At 44.3% G+C, this 23958-nt stretch carries 24 protein-coding genes; 6 read left to right on the plus strand and 18 right to left on the minus strand.

Features of this window, described 5'->3' with window-relative positions; genetic code table 11:
* Positions 1-3: 3 nt before the first annotated feature.
* Positions 4-495: a transcription elongation factor GreB gene (greB, locus tag AAFM34_RS02160; RefSeq protein WP_341659504.1), complete on the minus strand. Its 492-nt coding sequence runs from the start codon at positions 493-495 to the stop codon at positions 4-6.
* A gap of 180 nt (positions 496-675) precedes the next feature.
* On the opposite strand from greB, the gene ompR reads away from it, so the two are divergent.
* The gene (ompR, locus tag AAFM34_RS02165) at positions 676-1395 is read left to right on the plus strand and encodes a two-component system response regulator OmpR (protein WP_152429276.1); all 720 of its coding nucleotides are present in this window, start codon (positions 676-678) and stop codon (positions 1393-1395) included.
* Between the two features lie 70 nt (positions 1396-1465).
* Complete coding sequence (envZ, locus tag AAFM34_RS02170) at positions 1466-2779, plus strand: two-component system sensor histidine kinase EnvZ (RefSeq protein ID WP_341659507.1); 1314 nt, start codon at positions 1466-1468, stop codon at positions 2777-2779.
* An 82-nt stretch (positions 2780-2861) separates the two neighbouring features.
* Here envZ and AAFM34_RS02175 read toward each other — a convergent pair whose 3' ends face one another.
* The 12 genes from AAFM34_RS02175 to gspC are packed head-to-tail and all read right to left on the minus strand — an operon-like array spanning position 2862 to position 14081.
* Positions 2862-3626: a type II secretion system protein N gene (locus AAFM34_RS02175; protein ID WP_341659509.1), complete on the minus strand. Its 765-nt coding sequence runs from the start codon at positions 3624-3626 to the stop codon at positions 2862-2864.
* 6 nt (positions 3627-3632) lie between these two features.
* Positions 3633-4124, minus strand: a complete 492-nt coding sequence (locus tag AAFM34_RS02180; protein ID WP_341659511.1) for a type II secretion system protein M — start codon at positions 4122-4124, stop codon at positions 3633-3635.
* A gap of 9 nt (positions 4125-4133) precedes the next feature.
* Positions 4134-5345, minus strand: coding sequence for a type II secretion system protein GspL (gene gspL / locus AAFM34_RS02185; RefSeq protein WP_341659513.1), 1212 nt, complete (start codon positions 5343-5345; stop codon positions 4134-4136).
* Positions 5308-6327 carry a type II secretion system minor pseudopilin GspK gene (gspK, locus tag AAFM34_RS02190; protein ID WP_341659563.1) on the minus strand — a complete coding sequence of 340 codons (1020 nt, stop codon included), beginning with the start codon at positions 6325-6327 and terminating at the stop codon, positions 5308-5310. Before gspK ends, gspL begins: the two co-directional genes overlap by 38 nt.
* The gene (gspJ, locus tag AAFM34_RS02195; RefSeq protein ID WP_341659515.1) at positions 6327-6974 is read right to left on the minus strand and encodes a type II secretion system minor pseudopilin GspJ; all 648 of its coding nucleotides are present in this window, start codon (positions 6972-6974) and stop codon (positions 6327-6329) included. Before gspJ ends, gspK begins: the two co-directional genes overlap by 1 nt.
* Complete coding sequence (gene gspI, locus AAFM34_RS02200) at positions 6961-7314, minus strand: type II secretion system minor pseudopilin GspI (protein ID WP_341659517.1); 354 nt, start codon at positions 7312-7314, stop codon at positions 6961-6963. The genes gspJ and gspI overlap by 14 nt, the downstream gene beginning before the upstream one ends.
* The gene (gspH, locus tag AAFM34_RS02205) at positions 7304-7903 is read right to left on the minus strand and encodes a type II secretion system minor pseudopilin GspH (RefSeq protein WP_341659519.1); all 600 of its coding nucleotides are present in this window, start codon (positions 7901-7903) and stop codon (positions 7304-7306) included. Before gspH ends, gspI begins: the two co-directional genes overlap by 11 nt.
* A 36-nt stretch (positions 7904-7939) precedes the next feature.
* Positions 7940-8383 carry a type II secretion system major pseudopilin GspG gene (gspG, locus tag AAFM34_RS02210; protein ID WP_114785865.1) on the minus strand — a complete coding sequence of 148 codons (444 nt, stop codon included), beginning with the start codon at positions 8381-8383 and terminating at the stop codon, positions 7940-7942.
* Positions 8384-8437: 54 nt separating this feature from the next.
* A complete protein-coding gene (gene gspF, locus AAFM34_RS02215) occupies positions 8438-9661 on the minus strand; it encodes a type II secretion system inner membrane protein GspF (RefSeq protein WP_341659522.1) in 1224 nt (407 codons plus the stop codon).
* Entirely contained in the window at positions 9661-11145 is a 1485-nt protein-coding gene (gspE, locus tag AAFM34_RS02220) for a type II secretion system ATPase GspE (RefSeq protein WP_341659523.1), read from the minus strand. Before gspE ends, gspF begins: the two co-directional genes overlap by 1 nt.
* Positions 11145-13175: a type II secretion system secretin GspD gene (gene gspD, locus AAFM34_RS02225; protein ID WP_341659525.1), complete on the minus strand. Its 2031-nt coding sequence runs from the start codon at positions 13173-13175 to the stop codon at positions 11145-11147. The genes gspE and gspD overlap by 1 nt, the downstream gene beginning before the upstream one ends.
* A 39-nt stretch (positions 13176-13214) precedes the next feature.
* Entirely contained in the window at positions 13215-14081 is an 867-nt protein-coding gene (gene gspC / locus AAFM34_RS02230) for a type II secretion system protein GspC (RefSeq protein WP_341659527.1), read from the minus strand.
* A gap of 252 nt (positions 14082-14333) precedes the next feature.
* On the opposite strand from gspC, the gene hslR reads away from it, so the two are divergent.
* The 4 genes from hslR (at position 14334) to AAFM34_RS02250 (ending at position 19708) form a co-directional block, all read left to right on the plus strand.
* Positions 14334-14720, plus strand: coding sequence for a ribosome-associated heat shock protein Hsp15 (gene hslR, locus AAFM34_RS02235; RefSeq protein WP_341659528.1), 387 nt, complete (start codon positions 14334-14336; stop codon positions 14718-14720).
* Positions 14721-14774: 54 nt separating this feature from the next.
* Positions 14775-15650 (plus strand): Hsp33 family molecular chaperone HslO, encoded by an 876-nt coding sequence (hslO, locus tag AAFM34_RS02240; protein WP_341659530.1) that lies wholly within the window; start codon positions 14775-14777, stop codon positions 15648-15650.
* 337 nt (positions 15651-15987) lie between these two features.
* Complete coding sequence (pckA, locus tag AAFM34_RS02245; RefSeq protein ID WP_239172577.1) at positions 15988-17616, plus strand: phosphoenolpyruvate carboxykinase (ATP); 1629 nt, start codon at positions 15988-15990, stop codon at positions 17614-17616.
* Positions 17617-17773: 157 nt separating this feature from the next.
* Positions 17774-19708 (plus strand): AsmA family protein, encoded by a 1935-nt coding sequence (locus AAFM34_RS02250; protein ID WP_341659533.1) that lies wholly within the window; start codon positions 17774-17776, stop codon positions 19706-19708.
* Here the strand turns inward: AAFM34_RS02250 and AAFM34_RS02255 are convergent.
* The 5 genes from AAFM34_RS02255 to AAFM34_RS02275 all read right to left on the minus strand — a co-directional run bounded on the left by AAFM34_RS02255 (position 19663) and on the right by AAFM34_RS02275 (position 23932).
* Positions 19663-20601: a bifunctional GNAT family N-acetyltransferase/hotdog fold thioesterase gene (locus AAFM34_RS02255; RefSeq protein ID WP_341659535.1), complete on the minus strand. Its 939-nt coding sequence runs from the start codon at positions 20599-20601 to the stop codon at positions 19663-19665. The two genes, AAFM34_RS02250 and AAFM34_RS02255, sit on opposite strands and share 46 nt — an antisense overlap.
* 52 nt (positions 20602-20653) lie before the next feature.
* Entirely contained in the window at positions 20654-21088 is a 435-nt protein-coding gene (gene dtd / locus AAFM34_RS02260) for a D-aminoacyl-tRNA deacylase (protein ID WP_341659537.1), read from the minus strand.
* Complete coding sequence (locus AAFM34_RS02265; RefSeq protein ID WP_341659539.1) at positions 21060-21977, minus strand: virulence factor BrkB family protein; 918 nt, start codon at positions 21975-21977, stop codon at positions 21060-21062. Before AAFM34_RS02265 ends, dtd begins: the two co-directional genes overlap by 29 nt.
* An 81-nt stretch (positions 21978-22058) precedes the next feature.
* A complete protein-coding gene (locus AAFM34_RS02270; protein WP_341659541.1) occupies positions 22059-22967 on the minus strand; it encodes an ABC transporter permease in 909 nt (302 codons plus the stop codon).
* On the minus strand, positions 22964-23932 hold the full coding sequence (locus tag AAFM34_RS02275; RefSeq protein ID WP_341659543.1) for an ABC transporter permease: 969 nt from the start codon (positions 23930-23932) through the stop codon (positions 22964-22966). Before AAFM34_RS02275 ends, AAFM34_RS02270 begins: the two co-directional genes overlap by 4 nt.
* Positions 23933-23958 lie beyond the last annotated feature (26 nt).

Consider the following 23958-nt stretch of genomic DNA (forward strand, 5'->3'; position numbering starts at 1 on the left):
ATTCTAACTAGGCTCGCCATCAGCCTTATAATCAATCCTGTTTACAAACCACTCTTTCTCCCCTTCAGGGGTTCTTACCATTACTTCATCATCAATTTCTTTTTTGAGTAGCGCCCTCGCCATAGGAGAATCAATCGAAATATAGTCCTTTGCATCGCCGTAAATTTCATCCGGACCAACAATACGAAACTTTTTCACTTCCCCCATTTGATTTTCTACTTCCACCCATGCTCCAAAAAAAACCTTTCCCTCTTGCTGAGGCGAATAGTCAACCACTTTAACCTGCTCTAAGCGCTTTCTAAGGTAACGAACCCGGCGATCAATTTCTCGTAAGCGCTTTTTGTTATATTGGTAATCCGCATTTTCGGAGCGATCGCCTAAACCAGCCGCCCAAGTGACTTTTTTGGTCACTTCTGGGCGCTCGTCTTTCCACAAAAAATCAAGTTCATCTTTTAATCGCTGAAAACCTTCACGGGTGATCAAGTTTGTTTTCATTGCTTCAATACTGCTTGGTTGATCTTGGCATATACATTAGCTAAAAAGGATCAAAAAGGTAATAATCATTAACAATTCTTTTGACTACTTTTTAGCAAAGGGTGTTACATTTTAGTCGCAAGGCAAAAGTCCTAGCCCCTCACTCTGAGCACTGGATATACAAATAGGTGGAAGCATTCTATGCAAGAAAAGCACAAAGTTTTGGTTGTTGATGACGATGCGCGTTTACGTGCACTGTTAGAACGTTACTTGTCTGAACAAGGGTTTCAAGTACGCAGTGTTGCCAACAGCGAGCAGATGGACCGCCTATTGACCCGTGAAAACTTCCATTTAATGGTGCTGGATCTCATGCTACCAGGAGAGGACGGCTTATCTATCTGCCGACGACTACGCAATGCAAACAGCACCCTTCCGATTTTAATGCTAACCGCCAAAGGCGATGAGATCGATCGCATTGTCGGTTTAGAAGTGGGCGCAGATGACTATCTACCCAAACCATTTAACCCCCGCGAACTGCTTGCTCGAATAAAGGCAGTATTACGCCGTCAAACGGTTGAACTTCCCGGCGCTCCTAGCGCTGAAGAATCTGTGGTCGAGTTTGGTGAGTTTAGTCTTAATCTCGGCACACGAGAGATGTTTAAAGGGGAAGAGTCAATGCCTCTGACATCAGGAGAGTTCGCCGTTCTTAAGGCACTGGTCACCAATGCTAGAGAGCCCATGTCTCGAGATAAGCTGATGAATATGGCCAGAGGCCGAGAGTATTCAGCGATGGAGCGCTCGATTGACGTACAAATATCACGCCTGCGCCGCATGCTTGAACTCGATCCGAGTAAGCCACGCTACATACAAACTGTCTGGGGGCTAGGTTATGTTTTTGTTCCAGATGGCAAAGAGGCATAATAGCTAATCCGGTAAGAATGCGAGCTTATGTCTCGCATTTCTTTTATTCATTGTGACTAAGGTTACTGGCATGCGTATTACTAGCTCATTTACTCAATCAATTTTTATCTTTTTCACCTTACTTATCGCAAGCCAAATTTATTCCTATTACGCTGTATTCAATTACGCTTTGATGCCCAGCATGCAGCAGTTCAATAAGATTCTCGGCCATGAAATCAGCCTTATGCTCGATGATTCTGCAAATGCAGAGCACCAACTCCAAATGGATGCACCACTGCGAAGGCGAGTGCTTGAGCAGCTCGGCGTTACTATTCACAGTGAGGATAGCCCAATTGCGGCCGAGTATTATCAGGGAATGAGCATAGATCTTATGAGTGAAGAGATGAGCAAAGAGCTAGGCACTAGAACCGATGTGCGCATGACGCTCGGAGCAGATAGCTATATATTATGGATGAAAATCGACTCCTTACCCGGCTCCGTTCTTCGTATTCCACTATCCGAATTACATGAAGAAGACTTTGCGCCACTGTTTCGCAATAGCTTATTAGTGGCTTTACTAATTGTTGCAGGAGGTTGGCTTTTTATCCGTTTACAAAATCGGCCCCTTATTGCGCTAGAAAAAGCCGCCAAAGGTGTGGGGCAAGGTGAGATCCCCCCTCCTTTACCAGTCAAAGGAGCGTCAGAAATTCGCGCCGTTACCCGCGCTTTTAATCAAATGGCCAAAGGCATTCAAGCACTTGAAGAGGACCGAACCCTACTCATGGCTGGTATCAGTCACGATTTAAGAACGCCATTGACACGCATTCGTCTCGCGACCGAAATGATGTCACCACAAGACAGTTATCTTGCTGAAGGTATCATCAGCGACACTGAAGAATGCAATCAGATCATCAATCAGTTTATGGACTACCTGAAACCCGTCGACAGAGAAACGTTTGTTGCTGTTAACCTTAATGACATCACCAACGAAGTGACCTCTGCTGAAGGTGGATATGAAGTGAAAATCGAAACTGAGTATCACAGACCACTCAAGTTTGCACATGGAAGCCCGATTGCGATCAAGCGAGCCATTACTAACCTTCTTATCAACGCCATGCGTTATGGCAATGGTTGGGTTAAAGTCAGCACGGGTATTACCGCCGATAACACGCTTGTATGGGTTTGTATTGAAGATAATGGACCAGGGATCGAGGAAGGTCAGATAGGAAAGCTGTTTGAGCCCTTTACTCGAGGGGACACGGCTCGTGGAAGTGAAGGCACAGGGCTCGGTCTAGCGATAGTTAAACGCATCGCCAATCAGCACCAAGGAAGCGTCACTATCAATAATCGCAGCAATGGCGGACTTAGAGCGCAAATTAGTTTTCCAACTATCAGGGCTTGCTAGCACCAGTCCAGATCCCAATCTCGATATTTGCCACAAATGCAAACGCCTATTTCTGGCAAATACCTAACTCAAGTTGCTGCCTTTAGTTAAGCTTACCTTGGTAACTAAGCTGATAGCGGCCTTGCCCGTCTGGTGAGGGTAGCCACTTCAATTGCTCAGCAAGTGCTTGGGGGAAGTTTTCACCTGGCTTAAACCATGCCGATGCTTGGTAAGTACGATTAGGGCTAAGTTCAAGATCGCCTGAACTTACAACATCTTGACTACTTTGCTCCACTTTCACCGTGATATCACTATTATCACAAGTAAAGTTGGCAATAACTGGACCTAGCCTTAGCTCATCAAGAGGGGTAATGACTTTATCTGTATTCCATACCAATGAGCCCTTAGCAGATTGGCAATATGGCGCATCATAAACCATAGATTGAATACTCAATTCCACTTTACCGCTAAGTTCAACCGGAATGGGGAGTGGTGGAGCCAATTCAAGGACTTTACCAACTGGAAGTGAGGCAACTAAGTTATGAGCATAAGGACCAGACATACTCAGGCCAACAGTTCCCCGTCCGGAGATCTGCATATCGCTACCCTGACCAAAACGCACCTGAGCCTCTGCTTTACCGAGCAAGAGCTTAAGCGGTGATAACTGCCAGTTCAGAGAACCATAGTTACTACTCTGCCACTTAACAGCATCAGCTCGACCATTCCAAAAAGAGCCTGTGACCCCACTTACCATAAGCTGTGGGGGCAAAGGCAGATAATTCAGCACAATCTGAGCGGGTACGTGAGCTATAGCACTTACCAAAAACACCAAAAGCAGAGCCAAACTCAGCAGAATTATTTTTTTCACTGCAGACTATCCTTTTACAAACTGGAGGCGCTTAATTTCAACAGTTCCCTCTTGATCGCCTTTATCAATATCCATAAAAGTTGCAGACACACCATGGTTTTCTTTCAAAAAAGTCATCCAATCAATCAAACGATTAAATGGCATAGGTTGCACCCACACTTGCAGCTCCTCGCCACGAGGCTGGACCCTAACAAGCTCCGCATCAAAACGAGAAGCTGTAGAAGAAATAGATTGGTTTAAAGGTAAACCGGATGAGGACATACCACCTTTTGCGCGAAGCTGGCTAATACTGTCCGCTTTATCCTTCACCCAAATCAAAAGCTGCTTTTCATTTTGAATGCGTTGCGTCGCTGCATCTGCTCTTTGAATCACAGGCTGAACAATACCCCAATAGAGGGTGCCTACACATAAACATGCACCGCAAACCATCAACATGCGTTGCTCACGTTGACTATTGCTCATCCACCAGAGCTGTATTGATGTTAATAACTGCTTCATCTCCACCTCTTATAGACGCTTAAGTACAAAAGTACCATTGACTAAAGAACCAGACTTACTCAATTGTCCTTGCTCAACAGTGAATTTATCTGACATCAGCTCTCGAGCTTTTTCAAAGGTTTGAAAGTCATTACTCTGTGCCTGCAATCGCACCTCACCTCTAGAGCCATCGTATTTAAAACTGGTTAACTTCAGTCCGGGAACTTGCTTCATCACCTGAGGCATTTTTATCATCCAATCAAGTACCGAGTCGCCACCGCCACCAGACAACACTTTTTCCTCACGCTGCAACTCCCGCTTCATATAAGTGATAGTTGGAATTTTATTTTTGTTGGTTATTTGACGAAATATACGTTCACTCTCATTACGGTAAGCATTGGCTTGTGCTTCAGCATTTTGGATGTGCAGCCAGTTATTTACACCGATCACAAAAAGCAGCACACCAGCCGCTATACCCGTTTTGCGCCAAACTTTAAGGTGGCGACCCAGTGAAGACTTGGGTTTAAACTCACCCGATAGAAGATTCAATTTACTTTGTACTGCACCTTCTGCCAGCAGTTGCATCACCAGTTTAGGTGACTCATTTTGCCAGTCTTGATCTTGGCTTAACTCTATATTGGGCAATGGCGAAAAAGCCTTAAGCGGCAGATAATCATCACCTTGTTTAACCCATTCAGATTGCGCCAGAAGATGAAGCCAAGATTCCTCAATACTCATGGCTTGATAAGGGCCTTTTTTTACCAACCACTGACCATCCACTTCGACCGCTGTGAGGCTTATCTCTTCGGAAACGGGTAAGGCAAGCGCATCTGGTATCACTTTACGTACCACAAAGCCTAGCTCACGAAAGTCAGCAATAATGGCTTCCAACCAGCAATGATCTATTCCACACACATGTGCTTTACCATCTTGCTTAGCAAGCACAGTAAAATGTAGCTCATCAACATCTTGAGCAATGTCATCTTCAAGCAGAAATGGCAGCATCGACTCGAGCTGACGATTTGCCCCAGCAGGAATATCGACTTGAGTTAATACCAAGTTGGCAGTCGACACCAACAAAACTAACTGACGCCCTTGCGCATAGTGGGTAAGATCTAATAAATCCTGATGATCCTGCAGCTCACCGCTCGCTATCACTTCCTTTTGGATTTCAGACCAAACCAGCCATTGAATTACCGCTGTTTTATTTTTGCTCAGCCGAACGATTAGAAACTCGTTCACCGATCCCTCCAAAGCGACGGCGTACTACCGTTGCAGTTTTTTTGTCATCACTAAATAACAGGCTGCGAAGTCGCACCCTAGAATTATCCACCAATACTTCAGCGTCCATTTCAAAATACTTGCTATCGACGCTCAAGTACCCTTTTACTTCCTTTTTGACTTCATCACTCAAACTACTCAACACAGCTTGACTCATAAAATCATCTATCGAAGCCCAACCATCTGGGCCTCGACCATCCAGAACTTCTTTCGCTTGTGATGCGCTCAAGTTAGGATAAAACATAGCAACCAGCAAAGCAGCATGCTCTACCGGTATCGTGTTCACATTAAGACGTAAATCACTGGTGGGCAATGCGCAAATCATAGGATTAATTTTTTCCATTGCATCGCCACTAACTTCTTTAACCGCTCGAAGCTCACTGCTATCAGCGAGTAAAGTATTGGCGCTTAGATAGGCTGGAGACAAACTCTCATAATAGCTATCTTCAGCGCCTGAAGGTGAGTTCACCGAATCGTTACTATCGGTATACTCCCACAGAGACTGAGATATCGTTTCCGCCTGATAATTCTCTACTTCTAACTCTTCAAGTAGGTTTTGAAATCTAGCCACCAGAAATGGCACCTGAGAGCCACCTGCACTTGCCTCTAAACCCGCCAATGCATTGATATTAAAGCACGCCTGTGCATCGATTAATTTACCACTAACCGTACCATAATCGAGTGGCAAACTATTAAATTCATTGGCCCAAGGCTGAGATAGGTTAATACTATCTGGGTTATCTTGGTAACTTTGCTCGATGCCATATTTCGCCAAAGCTTCAACACTCAAACTATACCAATAAGCTTGCTGGTAATTTATCTGATTTTGCGCGCGCTTAAATTGGGTAAAAAGCCGATCAGCCATACTCGCGGCAACACTCACCATGACAGCTAAAAGCAGCAAAATAACGATAAGGGCAACCCCCTTCTGAGAGCGCCTCATCATTGCGTCTTCTCCTCTGAGCTGCTTGCTTCACTGCCAGCAACTAAATAAATGCGCTCAATCTTGCCATAATCCTTCAATTGCAATTCGACAGCGACTGCTTTTGGCAGTGCCTCTTTCTTGGTCCATTCTTTCTTCCAGTCTGCACCTTCTAAAAACTTAACGTCAAAAGACTCTACTTTATCGATAAGAGGTAAAGAGATACCTTCTTGGCCCGCTGGAGTATCAGCATAACGCCACCACACTCTCTCAAGCACATCATCTTTTATTCGATAACCGACTTTGCTGATCTCTCCTCGAGGGAATTGCTGCTGTGGATTATGCCAACCTAAACGAGTAAACATGATCCCTTTTGCATCAGAGTCTAAAAGATACTCTTTCCATTGCAGTAACATGCCATTGGACTCTGCGCCATTGGTTCGGGTCTGACGTGTTGCCATCTGGCGAAAATCACCATCCATATAAACCAGAGTTCGCTGCAGCATTTTTAATCTTTCACTACGCTCAAGTGACAAAGCATTACTGCGCTGCACCTGATTCAGCACTTGATAGGCACCAACACTTAAGCTAGCAAAAATAGCAATAGCAACCAGTACTTCAATTAGAGTAAAACCCGACGGCTTGAGAGGCGTTTTATTTTTGTACATAGCTTCTTACCGTTACTACAGGAGAACCTTTTTCACTGGTCGCCACCTTAACATCAAAAGCTTGCAGAATATCACCTTCGGTTGCGACTGGCTCTATCGACCAAAACCACTCTCGACCAGCTAATTCCTCTTTGCCTTTCTTTTTACTCGGCTTGCTTTGTGACAGTAATACTTGCGCCATTTGGTTATCCGCCACCAAGGCAGCGAAGGTTTTTTCTTCAAGATAACTGAGCGTATTAATATGCTGACTAACAGAACGAATCGTTGCGATAGCGGCAGTGGCAAAAATAGCTAAAGCAATTAATACCTCTAATAACGTCATTCCGCGTTTAGCTTTCATCAAGACTCTCTCCTGGAGCTAAAAGCACTATCTGACCATTCTCTTTAGCGGTAACTTTCCATGCATCTTGCTCTTCATCACCTTGTCGCGGATAGATAGAGACTGTAAATGGCGTCACCTCTCCGCTAGAAACAATGAAGATTTGCGGAGGCGGAAGTTTTTTCTTTTCAAACAGATCATCAAACAAATCATCATTAAACAAGCCACCAGGTTTAAACAACCTATCATCATTCCAAGAACTGCCACCCAAGGCTAAGGATATGGTCGCTGACTCTTCCACCTTTGTTTCATAGGGGATTTGTTCAATGTTGAGTTTTTTCCAGCCTTCACTTTCTAGCGTCATCAGGTAATAAGTAGACTTTTTTTCATCCACTCTTAAGCCATAATCGCGCCCACTCAACATCGCCTCTTCATTAAGTAGCAAGAGGCGTTGATAGAGTGATTGGGCTTGCTTCTTTGATTCATCTTTAGCATTAGTCGGTAGGGTTGAAATTACCGCGACAGATGCCAATGAAACTAATACTAAAACGAGCAAAATTTCGAGCAATGTAAATCCTGCTCGAAAGCGATTTGAATATGTTTGATGCATAGGAAAAAGAGGGCGGCTTATCTTGCCGCCACTGCCTTATTGAAAGTCCTGTATGTTCCAGTTGCCTATATCGGCATTTACACCTTCACCACCTTCTTGGCCATCCGCTCCCAGTGTAAAGATATCCACATTGCCGTGATCACCAGGGCTTAAGTACTGGTAGTCATTACCCCAAGGGTCTGTTGGCAGACGCTTAACATAGCCTCCCTCGCGATAGTTACGAGGCTCAGGACTGGACGGTTTTTTAACCAATGCTTCTAAGCCTTGATCTGTGGTTGGATAAACACTGTTATCCAGTTTGTACATATCAAGTGCATTTTCTAGCGCAACAATATCCGTAATGGCTTTCTGTTGGTCCGCTTTTTCTTTATTACCGAGTAGGTTAGGGACAACAAAACTGGCTAGAATACCCAGAATAACAATAACGACCATTACTTCTAGCAGAGTGAAACCAGACTGCTTACTCATATTTCCTTTCATTAGATTCTCCAAATAAAAACTCGTATCAAGACGGGAAAAGTCACCTGACTATGACTAACCACTCATTAAGTTATTCATTTCCAAAATTGGCATCATAGTGGCCATCACAATAAACAGAACCAGCCCGGCCATCAAGGCGATAAGAGCTGGGGTAAAGATACCTAACGCAATATTGACTGTGGATTCAAAATTCGCATCTTGGGTATCCGCTGCGCGAGTAAGCATGCTTTCCAATTCTCCACTTTGCTCACCACTGGCTATCATATGCAGCATCATTGGTGGGAATAACTTAGTTTGTTCGAGAGATTTTCTAAGGCTCGCACCTTCGCGAACATTATCTGTAGCACTTAGCACTTGCTGTTTTACATAATGGTTAGACATTACATCAACCGCGACCTTCATACCTTCAAGGATCGGGATAGCGCTTGATGTACAAATGGATAAAGTACGTGCAAAACGCGACGTATTTAAGCCACGTGAGATTTTGCCGATTAATGGCATATGTACAACTTTACGATCCCAACTCAAGCGTAAATTAGGTTTGCTCAAAGCAAACTTAGACACATAAACCAAAGCCACGATAGCAAAGAAAATCTGAATTCCCCAATGTTGAATAAAATCACTCGATGCCAAAAGAATCTGAGTCGATTGAGGTAATTCCTGCCCCATTTGCACAAATTGACCAATAATTTTAGGTACCACAGCCGCCAATAAAAAGGCCACAATGCCAATCGCAAAAACAACCAGTACCACGGGATAAATCATGGCTTGTTGCAGCTTTGAGCGCATTTTTTGGCGATTTTCTGCATAATCAGCCAAGCGCTCCAAAACAGCATCTAAATGACCTGACTTTTCTCCTGCAGACACCATAGAACGGAATAAGTCATCGAAGATATGGGGAAAGTCGGCCAAACTATCCGAAAGAGTGTACCCCTCAGTCACTTTCGAGCGTACCGCCAGAAGCATGGTTCGTATACGTGGCTTTTCTGATTGCTCTGATACGGCTTTAAGGCATTCTTCCAGGGGCATACCTGATTGCACTAGGGTCGCAAGCTGACGGGTAATCAGAGCTAGATCAGGGGTGCTAATACCACGTTTGAAAGTAAACGCCGCTTGCTCATTTTGCTTCTTTGCCTTTTGCCGTGTTTCTGTAACCTCAACGGGAATTAAACCTTGCTCTTTAAGGCGAGCACGAACTTGGCGAGCATTATCACCCTCAATAACGCCTTTTTGATTTTTTCCCTTTTTATTTAAAGCCTTATATTCAAATGCAGCCATTAGCCTTCCTTCGTCACTCTCATTACTTCTTCGAGGGAGGTAATGCCATTACGAACCTTACTTAGACCATCTTGACGAATACTAGGTGTATGTTGACGAATCACTTTTTCAATTGCTTGCTCACCGGCCTCACTATGGATGCTTTCTTGCACCTGTTCGTCGACAACGAGAAGCTCATGAATACCTGTACGACCTCGATAACCCTTATTATTACAGTGTTCACAACCTCTGGGCTTGAACAGAGTTAGCTCATCTTGCTCGTTAAGTTCGAACAGTTTTTTTGTTTCTTTATCAGCTTGGTAAGGCTCTTTACATTCAGAGCATAAGGTTCGTACTAAGCGCTGAGCAAGAACGCCAAGTAGCGAAGAAGAAATCAGAAATGGTTCGATACCCATATCACGCAAGCGAGTGATCGCACCAACAGCAGTATTGGTATGCAGGGTCGACATAACTAAGTGACCAGTCAAAGAGGCTTGAACCGCAATTTGAGCCGTCTCTAAATCACGTATTTCACCCACCATCACAACATCAGGATCTTGACGTAATATTGCTCTCAAGCCACGAGCAAAAGTCATATCGACTTTGGGGTTTACCTGAGTCTGACCTATACCATCAATATCAAATTCAATCGGATCTTCAACGGTCAGAATATTACGTTCATTGCTGTTAAGCTCCTGAAGCCCGGCATACAAAGTGGTCGATTTACCTGAACCTGTAGGACCAGTAACCAAAATAATGCCGTGAGGGCGCTCTATCATGGTACGAAAGTTCGCGTGATTCTCAGGCGTCATTCCTAAGCTGTGCAGGTCAAGGCGAGTGGCGTTTTTATCGAGTAGTCGCATTACCACACGTTCGCCGTGAGAAGATGGCATAGTCGACACACGAACATCAACTGCTCGACCGCCAATACGTAGTGAAATCCGGCCATCTTGAGGAATGCGCTTTTCCGCTATATCCAGCTTGGCCATAACCTTAACCCGAGAAACTAGCAAAGGAGCAAGCTTTCTACTTGGGGACAACACATCACGTAAAACACCATCAATGCGAAAACGGATAGACAGCGCTTTCTCGAAGGTTTCAATATGAATATCCGAAGCGCCTTCTTTGATCGCTTCGCCGAGCATGGCGTTAATCAACTTGATAATTGGCGCATCATCGTCAGACTCTAATAAGTCTTCATCTTGTGGCAGATCTTCTGCCAAGGAGAAAAAGTCATCGTTATCGGCACCGAGATCTTCCATTAACTGACGAGCTTCCGATGAATCGCGTTGATAAGCTTCTGTGAGCTTGGTATCAAAAGATTCTTTCGATACTTCTTGGACCTCAAAATGCTCACCCACTACTCGCTTAACTTCAATTAATGCTTCAAAAGCTAAAGGGGCGACATAATACAGCACTGCCTCTTGCTCATTCGACTCCAACACCATTTTAAATCGATTGGCAAAGCTAAAAGGTAAGCGGCGAAATGTGATTACTTCATCCATCACTGGGCTTCCATCTGATCCAAGAAGGCCTGTATTTCCGCAGGGTGACGAATCTCATCTCCAAACTTAGGCAATACCGGTACAGGGACATCTTCCATCAACTTGATGCCTTCTTCTGCTTTGTAGAGCTGCTCTGCACGAATAAAGTTGTATTTACGCTGAGTGATACCATCAGCCGTTAAGCCATCACGCATGATAGTCGGCTTGATAAAGACCATCAGATTCCTTTTAGTCTTTGAAGAGCTGGTGGATTTAAATAATCGACCTAGGTATGGAATATCACCTAGCAGCGGAACCTTCGACTCACTTTCTGTGGTTTGCTCATCTATAAGACCGCCAAGCACTATCATTTGTCCATCTTCAACCATAACCGTGGTATTGAGCTGACGCTTAGCAAAACTTACATCCACAGCTGCGTTAGCTGTTGCCGGCAGCACATTGGAGACTTCTTGGGCAATAGTCAGCTGAACCGAAGTTCCTTCATTTATTTGCGGCGTTACCGTCAGCTTAACACCAACATCTTTGCGCTCAACCGTTTGGAATGGGTTGTCGTTATTCGAACCCGTCTGCGAACCCGTTATTACCGGAACTTCTTCGCCAACGATAAATTCCGCTTCTTCGTTGTCAACTACTGTGATACTTGGTGAAGACAGGATGTTAGATTGAGTATCGCTTGAAACGGCACTGATCAAGGCCGTCCAATCCCCCATAACAACGCTGAGTGCTGTACCATTCACACCACCCAACGCAGAGGCCAAAGTATCGTAGCTACCAGATCCTGTTACGGGCACATTTTCATAACGTCCCGTTACAGAGTTATATCTCTCTTCTGTCGTTGTTTGGTCTTTAGCCTCTTCCAAGCCAACCAGAACTTTACCAATCGGTGCTCCCGAATTGGGATATTGAACCACAGCACCAGTTCCCAGCGAGCCCCATTGCACACCTAGGTTAATCCCGTCACCCTCTGACATTTCTACAATTAAGGCCTCGATTAACACTTGCGCTCGGCGGATATCGATCTGAGATATCACATCAAGCAGAGAGTTCATAATATCGGGTGGCGCGGTTAAAACTAAAGCATTGGTCCCTTCATGGGCTGAGATCTTCACCTCACTTCGCTTGGAAGCTTTTGCCCCTATAGTCCCCGATGACTTTTCTTCTTCAAGGTTTTCCGACACTCCGACCAAGACATCGACCAACTCTTCTGCTTTGGCATACTTGAGGTAAACCACACGGTTGTTGCCCTTGGTTGCCATTTCAACATCAAGCTGCTTAATTAGCTTACGTAACCGCTGACGAACTTGTGGGTCTCCAGAAATAAGGATTGAGTTGGTGCGAACATCTGCAACCAATTTAGGTTCAAGAAAAGCAGGCGTACTTTTATCTGTTGTTTTGTTTAGAGCATCAACGATACGCACCATCTCAGCAGCTGATGCGTTATCCAGTTCAACCACTTCAATTTCTTTATCACCCGCTTGGTCAACGCGCTTGATGATATCAGCTAATCGGTTAACTACAGCTGCTCGGCCTGTGATCAGAATAATGTTGGCAGGATCATAGTGAACCACATTACCAGCTCCAGCATTGTCATTAAGCTGGCGCAACAAAGGAGATAACTCCCTTACTGACACATTACGCACAGCCACAACTCGGGTCACGACGGCATCACCACCAATAGCGCCATCACCAACGACTGGAATTGCCGACGTTTTTGCATCTTTTGACTTGATAACCTTAATAACGCCATTGTCCATTTCAACAACCGCGTACCCATAGACTTCCAGAACGTTAAGGAAGAAACTGTAATATTGCTTTTCCGTCAGCATGTCATAGCTGCGAACATCTATTTTGCCCAGCACAGAAGGATCAACAATAATCGTTTTTTCTAGATTTCGGCCAACAATATTAATGAATTCCTGAATATCCGTACCTTTAAAGCTCGCACTGTATTCATTTGCCACAACCGCAGCTGGAAGTGTCAATAAGCTTCCTGCTAAAAGCCAAGCGCTTTTTTTAAGCCAATGGTTCACCTTCTACTCCTCGAAATGATGTATGCGTTTGCATCATTATTATAATTCAATATAAATTTCAAAAGACTGGCCATCCCTTTCTACCGTCAGGTTAAGCTCTGTAAGCGAAGACATATTTTTAAAAATCTCACCCATAGCAGCAGGGTCACTCAAATTTTGGCCATTAATCTGCGTTGCCACATCCCCAGGCTCTAAACCAACCGATTCAAATAGCTCTTTATCTTTGCCAGGGGACAATCGATACCCTATTACTTCACCATCTCTTTTCATTTGAGACATGCGAACATATTGGAAAATTTGTTTGGGATCTTTACGAATAGCAGTGCGAATTTCTTCTAACTTATCAGCAGATACCTCGGCCTTTACTGATTTGGCTTTCGGCTGAGGTTGAGGATCTTTGGTATATTTTAACCCTTCCAGCATGACTGTTTCATTGCGGCCTGAGTTATCCACTATAATGCGGTCGTAGAGCACTTCAACCACAGTCGCTCTTGTACCTTCGAGTGTTTCACCAATCCCGTAAGTAGCTTGCTTACCTCGATTGGACACTACCGCTAAGTTCTTTCCTTCTTCGCTGCTGGTAACCACACCAACGAGAACAACACTCAAGCGACTTTTAGGGGCCTCAGTGACTACTTTTTTCTTTACCACAGGTGCATCTGCCTGATAACGACCAAACAGATGACTATTTTGTAAGTCAGCAATGTTTAAGCCTGCTCCTTTCTCAACATTACTTGATAGGGCTGAGGGCTTCCAAGCTGTCACAGAATGAGACTCCAACGGCTGCCAAATTAGAGCACCAGCAACCCATGCACTCATGGCTAGCAATATGACGGTTGCAACTACACTTAAGCGATCCTGATTTTTCACAAAAGTGTCTAGTTGAATTACACCACGAATATTCACTCACAATCCTTTCGATAACCAGCTGACGAAGCTATGCTAGGTATTTGTTACTTAGCAAGTATTTTTACATTAACGTTTTCGTTTGAACTGAGCATTATACCAAAATATTCAACCACCAACATAGTAATCGGACTGATTAACACACAAAGCCGCAGATTTTTGTCATATACCTTGAAAAATGAGCGCTACGTCACCATTGTTACTTCAATAATTTGGCACAAGATTGATATCAGTCAGAGGTTAGTATCCACTATGGCTACAGAAATTGAAGCAGTCAGGCTCGATAAATGGCTCTGGGCTGCACGCTTTTACAAAACACGTTCCATAGCTCGCAATATGGTCGACGGAGGTAAAGTCCATTACAATGGGCAACGCAGCAAGCCAAGCAAAGCTGTCGAGTTAGGCGCTATCGTCACTCTTCGTCAGGGCCATGAAGAAAAAACCGTGGTGATAGAAAAAATTTCCGATCAAAGACGCGGAGCACCAGAAGCGCAAACTCTATATAGCGAAACCGAAAGCAGTATTGCTAAACGCGAAGAGAATGCTGCTCAACGAAAGCTCCACGCGCACAACCCTAGCCCAGAGCGCCGCCCAGACAAAAAGCAGCGGCGCGATATAATTAAATTTAAACACCAATAAATATCAACCTATATACGGCTGATATCGGTACCATATCGTACGAGGAAATACTTAATGGCACACAATGTTTTAAACCGTTATCTTTTTGAAGACCTTTCAGTACGTGGCGAGTTGGTACAATTGAGTGAGGAATACCAACGGATTATTTCCAGTAAGGAATACCCCGCACCACTAAAAACTCTCTTAGGTGAGCTTTTGGTCTCTACTACCTTGTTAACCGCCACGCTAAAATTCGAAGGTTCAATCACTATGCAATTGCAAGGAGATGGCCCTGTATCCTTAGCAGTCATTAATGGCGACAATGACCAGAAAATACGTGGCGTAGCGCGCTGGGAAGGTGATATAAAGGATGATGCAAGCATTCACGATATGATGGGTAAAGGCTATTTAGTTATCACTATCGAGCCTAATAAAGGTGAACGCTACCAAGGCATTGTCGCTCTCGAAGGCGACAGCCTAGCGGAAATTCTAGAAGGATACTTTGCTAATTCAGAGCAGCTTAAAACTCGCCTTTGGATACGAACTGGCGAGCACCAAGGCAAACCACAAGCCGCTGGCATGCTAATACAAGTCATGCCTGACGGCAAAGGAAGCCCCGAAGACTTTGAACACCTTGAACAGCTAACAGACACAGTGAAAGACAGTGAATTGTTCTCCCTTGAGGCGAATGAGCTTTTATACCGCCTATACAATCAAGAGAAAGTACGTATCTTTGAGCCTCAACCTGTGATTTTCCACTGCGGTTGTTCAAGAGAGAAAAGCGGCGCTGCTATAGTGACGCTAGAGCGCAAGGAAGTGAACGACATTTTAGCCGAGATTGGCTCTATTTCTTTGCATTGCGATTACTGTGGTACAAGCTACTCCTTCGATCAAACTCAAGTTTCAGAGCTGTTCAAACAAGCCAGTTCAGGTGACAACACACTGCATTAATTCATCACGTACAAAAAGACTGTAATTCTCATATCAAAAGACCAGGAAAAGCCTGGTCTTTTATGATAGAGATCACTAAATAAACAAGATTACTGTAATAAAGCAACCGCTTAATTTTTGTGTATTAATAATTAATTTATCTCTAGCGCAATCCTTTGCGCGCGCGATACACTGTCGCCGCTATTGTGTGATGAGTCGCTGAAAACCAAATGGCTAACATGGATTCTTTTTGAACTACATCCCTGTTTTGCCCAGCACCCGTTGTTAGCATGGTGAGCAGATAACCACTAAAACATTATTAGAACATCCCTACGATATATTCCTACAAGGAGCACCTATGACCGTTATGGAGCATGCACAGGCTGCAACAATTGATCTTACCAAACATGGGCTTCACAACGTAAAAGAAGTTGTTCGCAACCCAAGTTACGAAATGCTGTTCGAAGAAGAAACTCGCGCCGACCTACAAGGCTATGAAAAAGGCGTGGTAACAGAACTAGGTGCTGTAGCTGTGGACACTGGTATTTTTACTGGGCGCTCACCGAAAGATAAGTACATAGTAAAAGACGCAACAACAGAAGAGCATATGTGGTGGACTTCTGATGCGGTAAAAAATGACAACAAACCAATCACACAGCAAGTTTGGAACGACCTCAAAGGTGAGGTTACCAGCCAACTTTCTGGCAAACGTGTCTTTGTGGTCGATGGCTATTGCGGAGCCAATCCAGATACTCGCCTGAGCATCCGCGTGATTACCGAAGTCGCGTGGCAAGCACACTTTGTCAAAAATATGTTCATTCGCCCTAGCGAAGAAGAACTAAAAACATTTGAACCCGACTTTGTGGTCATGAACGGTGCTAAATGTACCAATACAAAATGGCAAGAACACGGTCTGAATTCAGAAAACTTTACTGTGTTTAACCTAACTGAGCGCATGCAGCTCATCGGCGGCACATGGTACGGCGGCGAAATGAAAAAAGGCATGTTCGCCATGATGAACTACTTCCTACCTTTGCAGGATATTGCCTCTATGCACTGCTCTGCCAACATGGGTAAGGATGGCGATGTTGCAGTCTTCTTTGGTCTTTCTGGAACAGGTAAGACAACCCTATCAACCGATCCTAAGCGCGCGCTAATTGGTGATGACGAACATGGTTGGGATGATGACGGCGTGTTCAACTTTGAAGGTGGCTGCTATGCCAAAACCATTAAGCTATCTAAAGAAGCTGAGCCTGATATATACAATGCCATCCGACGCGATGCACTGCTAGAAAACGTCACTGTGCTTAGCGATGGCTCTATCGATTTTGATGATGGTTCTAAAACCGAAAACACTCGCGTATCTTACCCGATCGAGCACATAGAGAATATCGTCAAGCCTGTATCAAAAGGTGGGCATGCCAATAAGGTGATCTTCCTGTCAGCTGATGCATTTGGGGTATTACCACCAGTGTCTAAGCTAACACCGGAGCAAACCAAGTACCATTTCCTCTCAGGCTTTACGGCAAAACTTGCTGGTACCGAACGTGGAATTACTGAGCCAACACCAACCTTCTCAGCGTGTTTTGGCGCGGCTTTCCTAACCCTACATCCAACCAAGTATGCTGAAGTACTGGTTAAACGTATGGAAGCTGCAGGTGCTGAAGCATATCTCGTCAATACGGGTTGGAATGGCAGTGGTAAGCGAATCTCGATTCAGGATACTCGCGGAATTATAGATGCTATTCTAGATGGCTCAATTGAAAACGCAGACACTAAGCATATTCCTATCTTCAACCTAGAGGTTCCAACCGCATTGCATGATGTTGATTCTGGCATACTGGATCCTCGCGACACGTATGCAGAGCCTCAAGAATGGGAAAATAAAGCCAAAGATCTTGCTCAGCGCTTTATCAACAACTTTGCCAAATATACCGACAATGATGAAGGTAAATCATTGGTCGCAGCTGGCCCTCAGCTAGACTAACGCAGCCTAAGCTGTAGTTACCTCGATATTTTTCAAGGTAACAAAGCAAGCAAATCGGTAAATTTATATGTTAAGCCCCTAGTTAAAGGGGCTTTTTGTTGCCTGAAAAAGAAAAATGTTCCAAGCTAGCTGAAGTCTGTACTGGGAGAAGGTTGGAATGTTAAAAAAAGTCTTCGTCATCACCTCTGTTGTCATAGTTTGTGTGAGCAGCTTGTTGATAGTCTCATTGTTTTTTCTGCTCCAATCAGCTTATTCAGGGAAAATGGTCAATGTCATTCTGGACCAAATTTCACCCTATGCGATTAAGGTACAGAAAGCATCGTATTCGCCACCTTACCAATTTACTCTCACAGATGTCGATATAACCGATGGCAGCCAAGATTTCCACATTCCCAAACTCTCACTATGGCTATCCTCGTCACTATGGAAAGATAAAAAACTATCTTTTGATTCAATTTTGATCGAAGAGGCAAACTTAAAACTGAGCACTCTTAATTCACCACTATTACAGTCACTTCAGATACAACAATTGGCTCTTCAGCATGTTGATATTCAAGCGCCTAATTGGTCAGCCCGGGATGTTAATCTGCAAATACAAAAGCCAGTATGGCTTTCACCAAAACAGACACTACCCTATGGAAAAATGCAATTATCAGCCCAGCAATTATATGTGGATGGCGAAGCTTTGGACAAGTTGCTAATTGACGCCCAATATCAAGCGCAAGATAGCACCATCTATGGCGCTTCCTTTAAGTGGCGAGGTGCCGATATTTCAGGTCAAGCAGAGCAATACCAGCAAGGCTGGTCACTGATTAACGTCACCGTCAATAAACTCAGACTTTCCAAAGCTTTATCCGTCGAAAAATTACTTACTGGCTTTAAGGACTTGGCATTACCTGTCTATCACATCAATAGTTTGGATATTCTCAACAGTGACCTTAGCTACGGAAACTGGAAGCTCAATCAAATTGATGCTTCACTAGAAAACTTTTTCATCAATCAAGCCATAAAGCAGCAAGAACAAGCAAGCCTGTCATTCAACGCTGAAAGCATAGATTATGAACAGCTGCGTTTTATTAGCCCGACCGCTAGGCTCAATATGCTGGACTCGACTATATCTTTGGATGAATTCGATGCAGACTTCAAGCAAGGTCGAATTCAAATGAGTGGTTCTTTAACCCAAAAGCAAGTCAATCTCAACTGGCTCAAAATCTCAGGTGTGAAGTGGTTAGAAGACACAAACCAATTAGTTGGGATTTTGGGTAATGAATCAAACTTTCTCGATACGCTAGCTATCAAAACACTGGAGGTTAAAAACTCTCAGTTAATTCAAGTTGAGCATCGCCCTTACTGGCAAATTTCAGGCATTAATATTGAAGGCAAGGATTTGCAGTTAATCCAAAACGGCAAACCTAGCTTGTACTCTGGTAGTGTAGAAGCAAGTGCCAACAATGCCAGTTTAGATAATTTATTGACCACACAAGCCATTGTTAAACTCACCGCTCAAAATGAAAACATCAGTATTGAGCGAGCCTTGTTACCCTTAGCCAGAGGATACATAGAAGCTAATGGCCAGTGGCAAAGACAAGAGCTCAGCGCTCCTTGGCAATTGTCATTAAATATTGATGGATTTCCCGTCGATTTACCCTTACTTCAAGCAAAACTGCCCTTTCAAGTTATAGGAATGGCTGAAGCAGATATTAACCTTGAAGGCCTATCTGGAGACTATCCAATCTTTGCACATAGCCTAACTGGCTCAGCCAACTTACACTTGCACCAAGCGGCATTGCGAGTAGAAAGCAACGATAAAACAGCAACTTATAAGGGAGAGTGGCCTCTCAACACCATAAAAGTAGCCATAGACAGAGGCCGTATGCAAATCACAGCTAAAGGGGAAAAGGCGGAACTCGCAGGTAACATCGATCTTGCTAAATACCAGTTCGGCACCTTAATTTTTACCAGCGAAGCTGAGTGTAAAAGGCTTTGGTCTGATATTTTAAGTCAGACCAATATAGTGCAAGAAGTCTGTTCACCTACGAGCCATCGTCAAGCCGTATCGTCTGAAGAGGAAACGCCAAGTACTGATTTATAATCTGGAAGAAGCATGTAAGTGCCCACAAACTCGACTGCTGGCACATCACCACTATAGATAGTTACGTAAATAATGATTCGAGCTTTACGACCAGAGGCTAGACGATCCAAGTCACCACTGATCCCATCAAGAGAAGTCGATGCAACAGGGTTTTGGGTCACTGGATGCCTGTAGCGAATTTGGCTGTCAGCAAGAACAATATCACCACTTAGGCCACGCTCTTTCATCAACAGCCAGGTCATCCCCCACCCCGTTAACGTTGCTAGCGTAAAAGCAGAGCCCGCAAACATGGTGTTATGTGGGTTTAAGTTAGGGTTTAACTGCGAACCACATTCAAATTGATACCCCGTATATTGGTTGATCTTAATTCCCATTTTATCGCTGATGGGGATCTGGTGCTCCCAACGCTCTTGCAACTCTTTACACCAATCAGGACGGCGCAATACATTGGCCATAGGATCTAGTTGTTTAACCATCTGCTGATGACGAATAGGACCACGCTCATCAGTAAGCTCGCCACGTCGCTCAAACCCATTCTTTTCATAAAAAGAAATTGCATCCTCGCGAGCATTGCAAACCAAACGCTTAGCGCCTTCTTGGCGAGCCAATGACTCCAAGGCCACCAATACCAGAGAGCCGACACCTTTGCTACGGCGAGTATTCTTGACCGCCATATAACGTATCTGCCCTTCACTATCAGGGGTAATGTAAAGGCGCCCTACAGCCATTGGTCTTCCCCTGCCATCGACAATCATTCGATGATGGCTCATGGGGTCATATTCATCTCGCTCAGAACCAATTGGCATACGCCACGGCTCGCGCAGCATCTGCCAGCGAAAGTGATAATACTTGTTGAGTTGATTATCCGTTTGCGGGGTGATCAGCTTAAACATAAAAATCCCTGTTTTTTGGCTACATACAGCCACCAGCTTTTACATCTTAATTTTATACCTGTAACCAGAAAGTCACTGGACCATCATTAACCAATGAAACCTTCATATCTGCTGCAAACTGCCCACGCTTGGTTGGTATCAATTCAGCACACTGGTTAGCAAAGTAGTCATAAAGGCGCTCAGCGTCAACTGGATGAGCACCGCGTGAAAAGCCAGCTCGCGTGCCTTTGTTGGTATCTGCTGGTAAGGTAAATTGAGAAACCACCAGTACTTGACCGTCAACTTGTTTAACATTGAGGTTCATCCTACCTTCGTCATCGCTAAACACTCGGTAAGACGTTACCCGCTCCACTAAACGTTTTGCTTTTGCTTCATCATCACCTTTCTCAACACCTAACAGCACCAATAATCCATGATTTATTTCACCAATCACTTCACCGTTGACTCGCACGGCGGCCTCACTCACTCTCTGGATCAGTGCTATCACTGCGCTTTCCTTCTTTCTGCTGACCATTATCTGAGGCCAAGTGTACCACTTCTTGGCGCTCGCTCCACTGATCACGCTCACCCAAAGCAGCCGTCACCTCTGCGCCAATCAAAACAATCAACCAACATAAATACACCCAGACAAACAAAATTGGGATGGCCGCTAAAGCACCATATATAAGTTGATACGAAGGAAACTGCGTTATGTATGCAGCGAAACCTTTTTTACTTGCCTCAAACAATACAGCAGCAAGGATAGCGCCAATAAATGCATGTGATATATAAACTTTTTTGTTAGGAACTAGAATATACAGCCCCATAAAGGCAAAAAATGACAGTGAAAAGGGCAACCAACGTAATACCAACTCGTAAATCCCTGAGATAGCCTCACTATCGAGTATCTTTAAAGAGGTAACATAGGAAGTGGCTGCAATGCTCGCACCGACTAAAATTGGTCCCAGTGTCAACACCATCCAATACATAGAAAAGGAAAACACTTTGCGCCGCTTGTGCTCAACTCGCCAAATATAGTTAAGATTCTTGTCAATGTTAGAAATCAGCATCAAAGCCGCAACAAACAAAAACAAACCGCCAACCGCCGTCATCTTACCTGTATTAGCCACAAATTCGAGCAGCGCTTGCTTGACCGCATCCCCAGCAGCAGGGACGAAGTGAGTAATCACAAAGTCTTGAATAACATCGCCGGCATTAGCGAAAACCGCAAACGAAGATAACACCGACAAAAGCACGGTCAGCATAGGAACAATGGAAAGTAAGGTGATGTAAGCTAGATAACCAGCATTAACATTGACTCTATCATGATGCATTCTTGCGAGTAGGTATCGTCCAAATCTCACGCCATGTTTGCTAATCTGCTCAATATTTAACATCAAATCCCCCAATCAAAATAAAACTAAGGCCTGTCTACCTGATATCAACCTGCTTGCAAGAAAACAGGCCAAAGTGTTTACCTATGATTTGGGATCAATCGCTTCTTGTAACCCGTCTCCCAAGAAATTAATTGTAATCACCGTCATTAAAACCATAAGACCGGGATAGACAGCGGCCATAGGATAAAGCCACATAGCTTCGCGAGCGTTTTGCAACATATTACCCCAAGATGGTGTCGGTGGGTTAATACCAAAACCCAAAAAGCTCAATGCGCTTTCAGTTAAAATCGCACCGCCGACACCCAATGTTGTAGCTGTGATCACAGGGGCTACCACATTGGGAATAATATGTCTTACCATCACAAACCAATGACTCGCACCGTAACCAATGGCCGCCTGAACATATTCCCTATGTTTAACAGAAAGAGTATTCGAGCGCACTAAACGAGCAGCAAAAGGCCACCCCAAAATGGAGAGCACCAGCACTAATCGGTAGATACTAAAACTATCACTGCGAACCAGTTCCTCAGACAGCCCAAGCTTGGTCATGTCGACACTTTGAATCAGTATAAGCAACATAATGCTTGGCAAGCTAATAATAAAGTCGGCACTGCGCATGATAAATGCGTCAACTCTACCTCCATAGTAGCCTGCTATCACTCCGAGCACCGTACCTATCACTGACGTGGTTAAGGCGGCCATAAAAGCAAATGTCAGTGAGACTTGGCCACCAAGCAGTAAGCGGGTAAAAATATCACGCCCAAGCTCATCGGTTCCAAGCACATTAAGTTCGCTTGGAGGTGAGAAGCGAGAGAACAAATCATCGGCATAGGGGTCAACACCTAACCAAAGTGCAATAGGATTTGCTCCGAAGCAAACCAGGGCTAATAGACATAAAAACACCAATGACAACATGGCCAGCTTATGTCTAGACAAGCGCTGAGCGACCTGAAACCAAGGGTTTTGACTGCGTTTGACTATATAACTCATTGGACGCCCCCCTTAGTTAAATCAATTCTTGGATCAACTTTTGAGTAAAGAATGTCAGCAATAAAATTCATCACAAGTATCGCTGTCGTTGCGACCATAAAACAAAGCATGGCAACGTTGTAATCATTACCATTTATTGAATCAACGGTTAATTTCCCGATACCAGGCCAACTGAAAATCGTTTCAGTCAACACAGCCCCGCTCATTAACCCCGCCACATCCATTGCAAGTACAGTGATCATAGGAAGCATGCCATTTTTGATGCAGTGTTTTAGTAGCACACGAGTCGACGACAAGCCCTTTGCCTTCGCAGTGCGCACAAAGTCTTGGCGAAAGACTTCAAGCATACTTGAGCGCATAAAACGTGAAATGGATGCGATGCTGAGCAAGGTTAAACTCAATATTGGCAAAATCATATATTCAAGCTTTGCCAAGCCTTCTGCACCTTCAGCTTCGCCAGTACCCCCTGCTGGAAACACAGGCAATACCACGGCAAACACCATGATCAACATAAGAGCTAGCCAAGCTGCCGGTGTCGACAAAAATAGATAGGTCAAACCACTAATAATGTAGTCTGTCGCTTTATTTTTCTTAACCGCACACAAGACTCCAACCGGTAAAGCAATTAAAATCGACAACAAGGTGCCACTGCCCACCAGAATTAAGGTATTTTTCATTGCGTCCCACAGCACATCAATTGCAGGTTGGGCAAACATACGTGAGTAACCAAGATCACCATGCATGGCATCTTTTAGCCAAATAAAATATCTCACGTAGACGGGTTTATCCAAACCCTGCTCAGCTTTAAGCCGAGCAATATCTTCCGAGGTCATGCTTGGATTACTTTGCACCAACAAATCAATCGGGTCGCCAGGCATAAGCCCCATCAAGTTGTAGGCAGCAAATGATGCTAAAAAGAGTACCAGCACCATTTGTAGGAAACGAGAAATAAGGAAGCGTTTCATCTTCGTCCCCCTATCTGTGGATTATT

Source organism: Vibrio sp., assembly GCF_038138445.1.
Taxonomy (GTDB): Bacteria; Pseudomonadota; Gammaproteobacteria; order Enterobacterales; family Vibrionaceae; genus Vibrio.

What these genes read in the sequence shown, in the direction of transcription:
- gspH (WP_341659519.1), bottom strand. Translation starts at nt 7,903, where the DNA reads ATGCATCAAACATATTCAAATCGCTTTCGAGCAGGATTTACATTGCTC.
- pckA (WP_239172577.1), top strand. Translation starts at nt 15,988, where the DNA reads ATGACCGTTATGGAGCATGCACAGGCTGCAACAATTGATCTTACCAAA.
- hslO (WP_341659530.1), top strand. Translation starts at nt 14,775, where the DNA reads ATGGCACACAATGTTTTAAACCGTTATCTTTTTGAAGACCTTTCAGTA.
- AAFM34_RS02255 (WP_341659535.1), bottom strand. Translation starts at nt 20,601, where the DNA reads ATGTTTAAGCTGATCACCCCGCAAACGGATAATCAACTCAACAAGTAT.
- gspI (WP_341659517.1), bottom strand. Translation starts at nt 7,314, where the DNA reads ATGAAAGCTAAACGCGGAATGACGTTATTAGAGGTATTAATTGCTTTA.
- gspJ (WP_341659515.1), bottom strand. Translation starts at nt 6,974, where the DNA reads ATGTACAAAAATAAAACGCCTCTCAAGCCGTCGGGTTTTACTCTAATT.
- AAFM34_RS02265 (WP_341659539.1), bottom strand. Translation starts at nt 21,977, where the DNA reads ATGTTAAATATTGAGCAGATTAGCAAACATGGCGTGAGATTTGGACGA.
- AAFM34_RS02250 (WP_341659533.1), top strand. Translation starts at nt 17,774, where the DNA reads ATGTTAAAAAAAGTCTTCGTCATCACCTCTGTTGTCATAGTTTGTGTG.
- AAFM34_RS02180 (WP_341659511.1), bottom strand. Translation starts at nt 4,124, where the DNA reads ATGAAGCAGTTATTAACATCAATACAGCTCTGGTGGATGAGCAATAGT.
- ompR (WP_152429276.1), top strand. Translation starts at nt 676, where the DNA reads ATGCAAGAAAAGCACAAAGTTTTGGTTGTTGATGACGATGCGCGTTTA.
- AAFM34_RS02275 (WP_341659543.1), bottom strand. Translation starts at nt 23,932, where the DNA reads ATGAAACGCTTCCTTATTTCTCGTTTCCTACAAATGGTGCTGGTACTC.
- greB (WP_341659504.1), bottom strand. Translation starts at nt 495, where the DNA reads ATGAAAACAAACTTGATCACCCGTGAAGGTTTTCAGCGATTAAAAGAT.
- hslR (WP_341659528.1), top strand. Translation starts at nt 14,334, where the DNA reads ATGGCTACAGAAATTGAAGCAGTCAGGCTCGATAAATGGCTCTGGGCT.
- AAFM34_RS02270 (WP_341659541.1), bottom strand. Translation starts at nt 22,967, where the DNA reads ATGAGTTATATAGTCAAACGCAGTCAAAACCCTTGGTTTCAGGTCGCT.
- gspF (WP_341659522.1), bottom strand. Translation starts at nt 9,661, where the DNA reads ATGGCTGCATTTGAATATAAGGCTTTAAATAAAAAGGGAAAAAATCAA.
- gspK (WP_341659563.1), bottom strand. Translation starts at nt 6,327, where the DNA reads ATGAGGCGCTCTCAGAAGGGGGTTGCCCTTATCGTTATTTTGCTGCTT.
- gspE (WP_341659523.1), bottom strand. Translation starts at nt 11,145, where the DNA reads ATGGATGAAGTAATCACATTTCGCCGCTTACCTTTTAGCTTTGCCAAT.
- gspG (WP_114785865.1), bottom strand. Translation starts at nt 8,383, where the DNA reads ATGAAAGGAAATATGAGTAAGCAGTCTGGTTTCACTCTGCTAGAAGTA.
- envZ (WP_341659507.1), top strand. Translation starts at nt 1,466, where the DNA reads ATGCGTATTACTAGCTCATTTACTCAATCAATTTTTATCTTTTTCACC.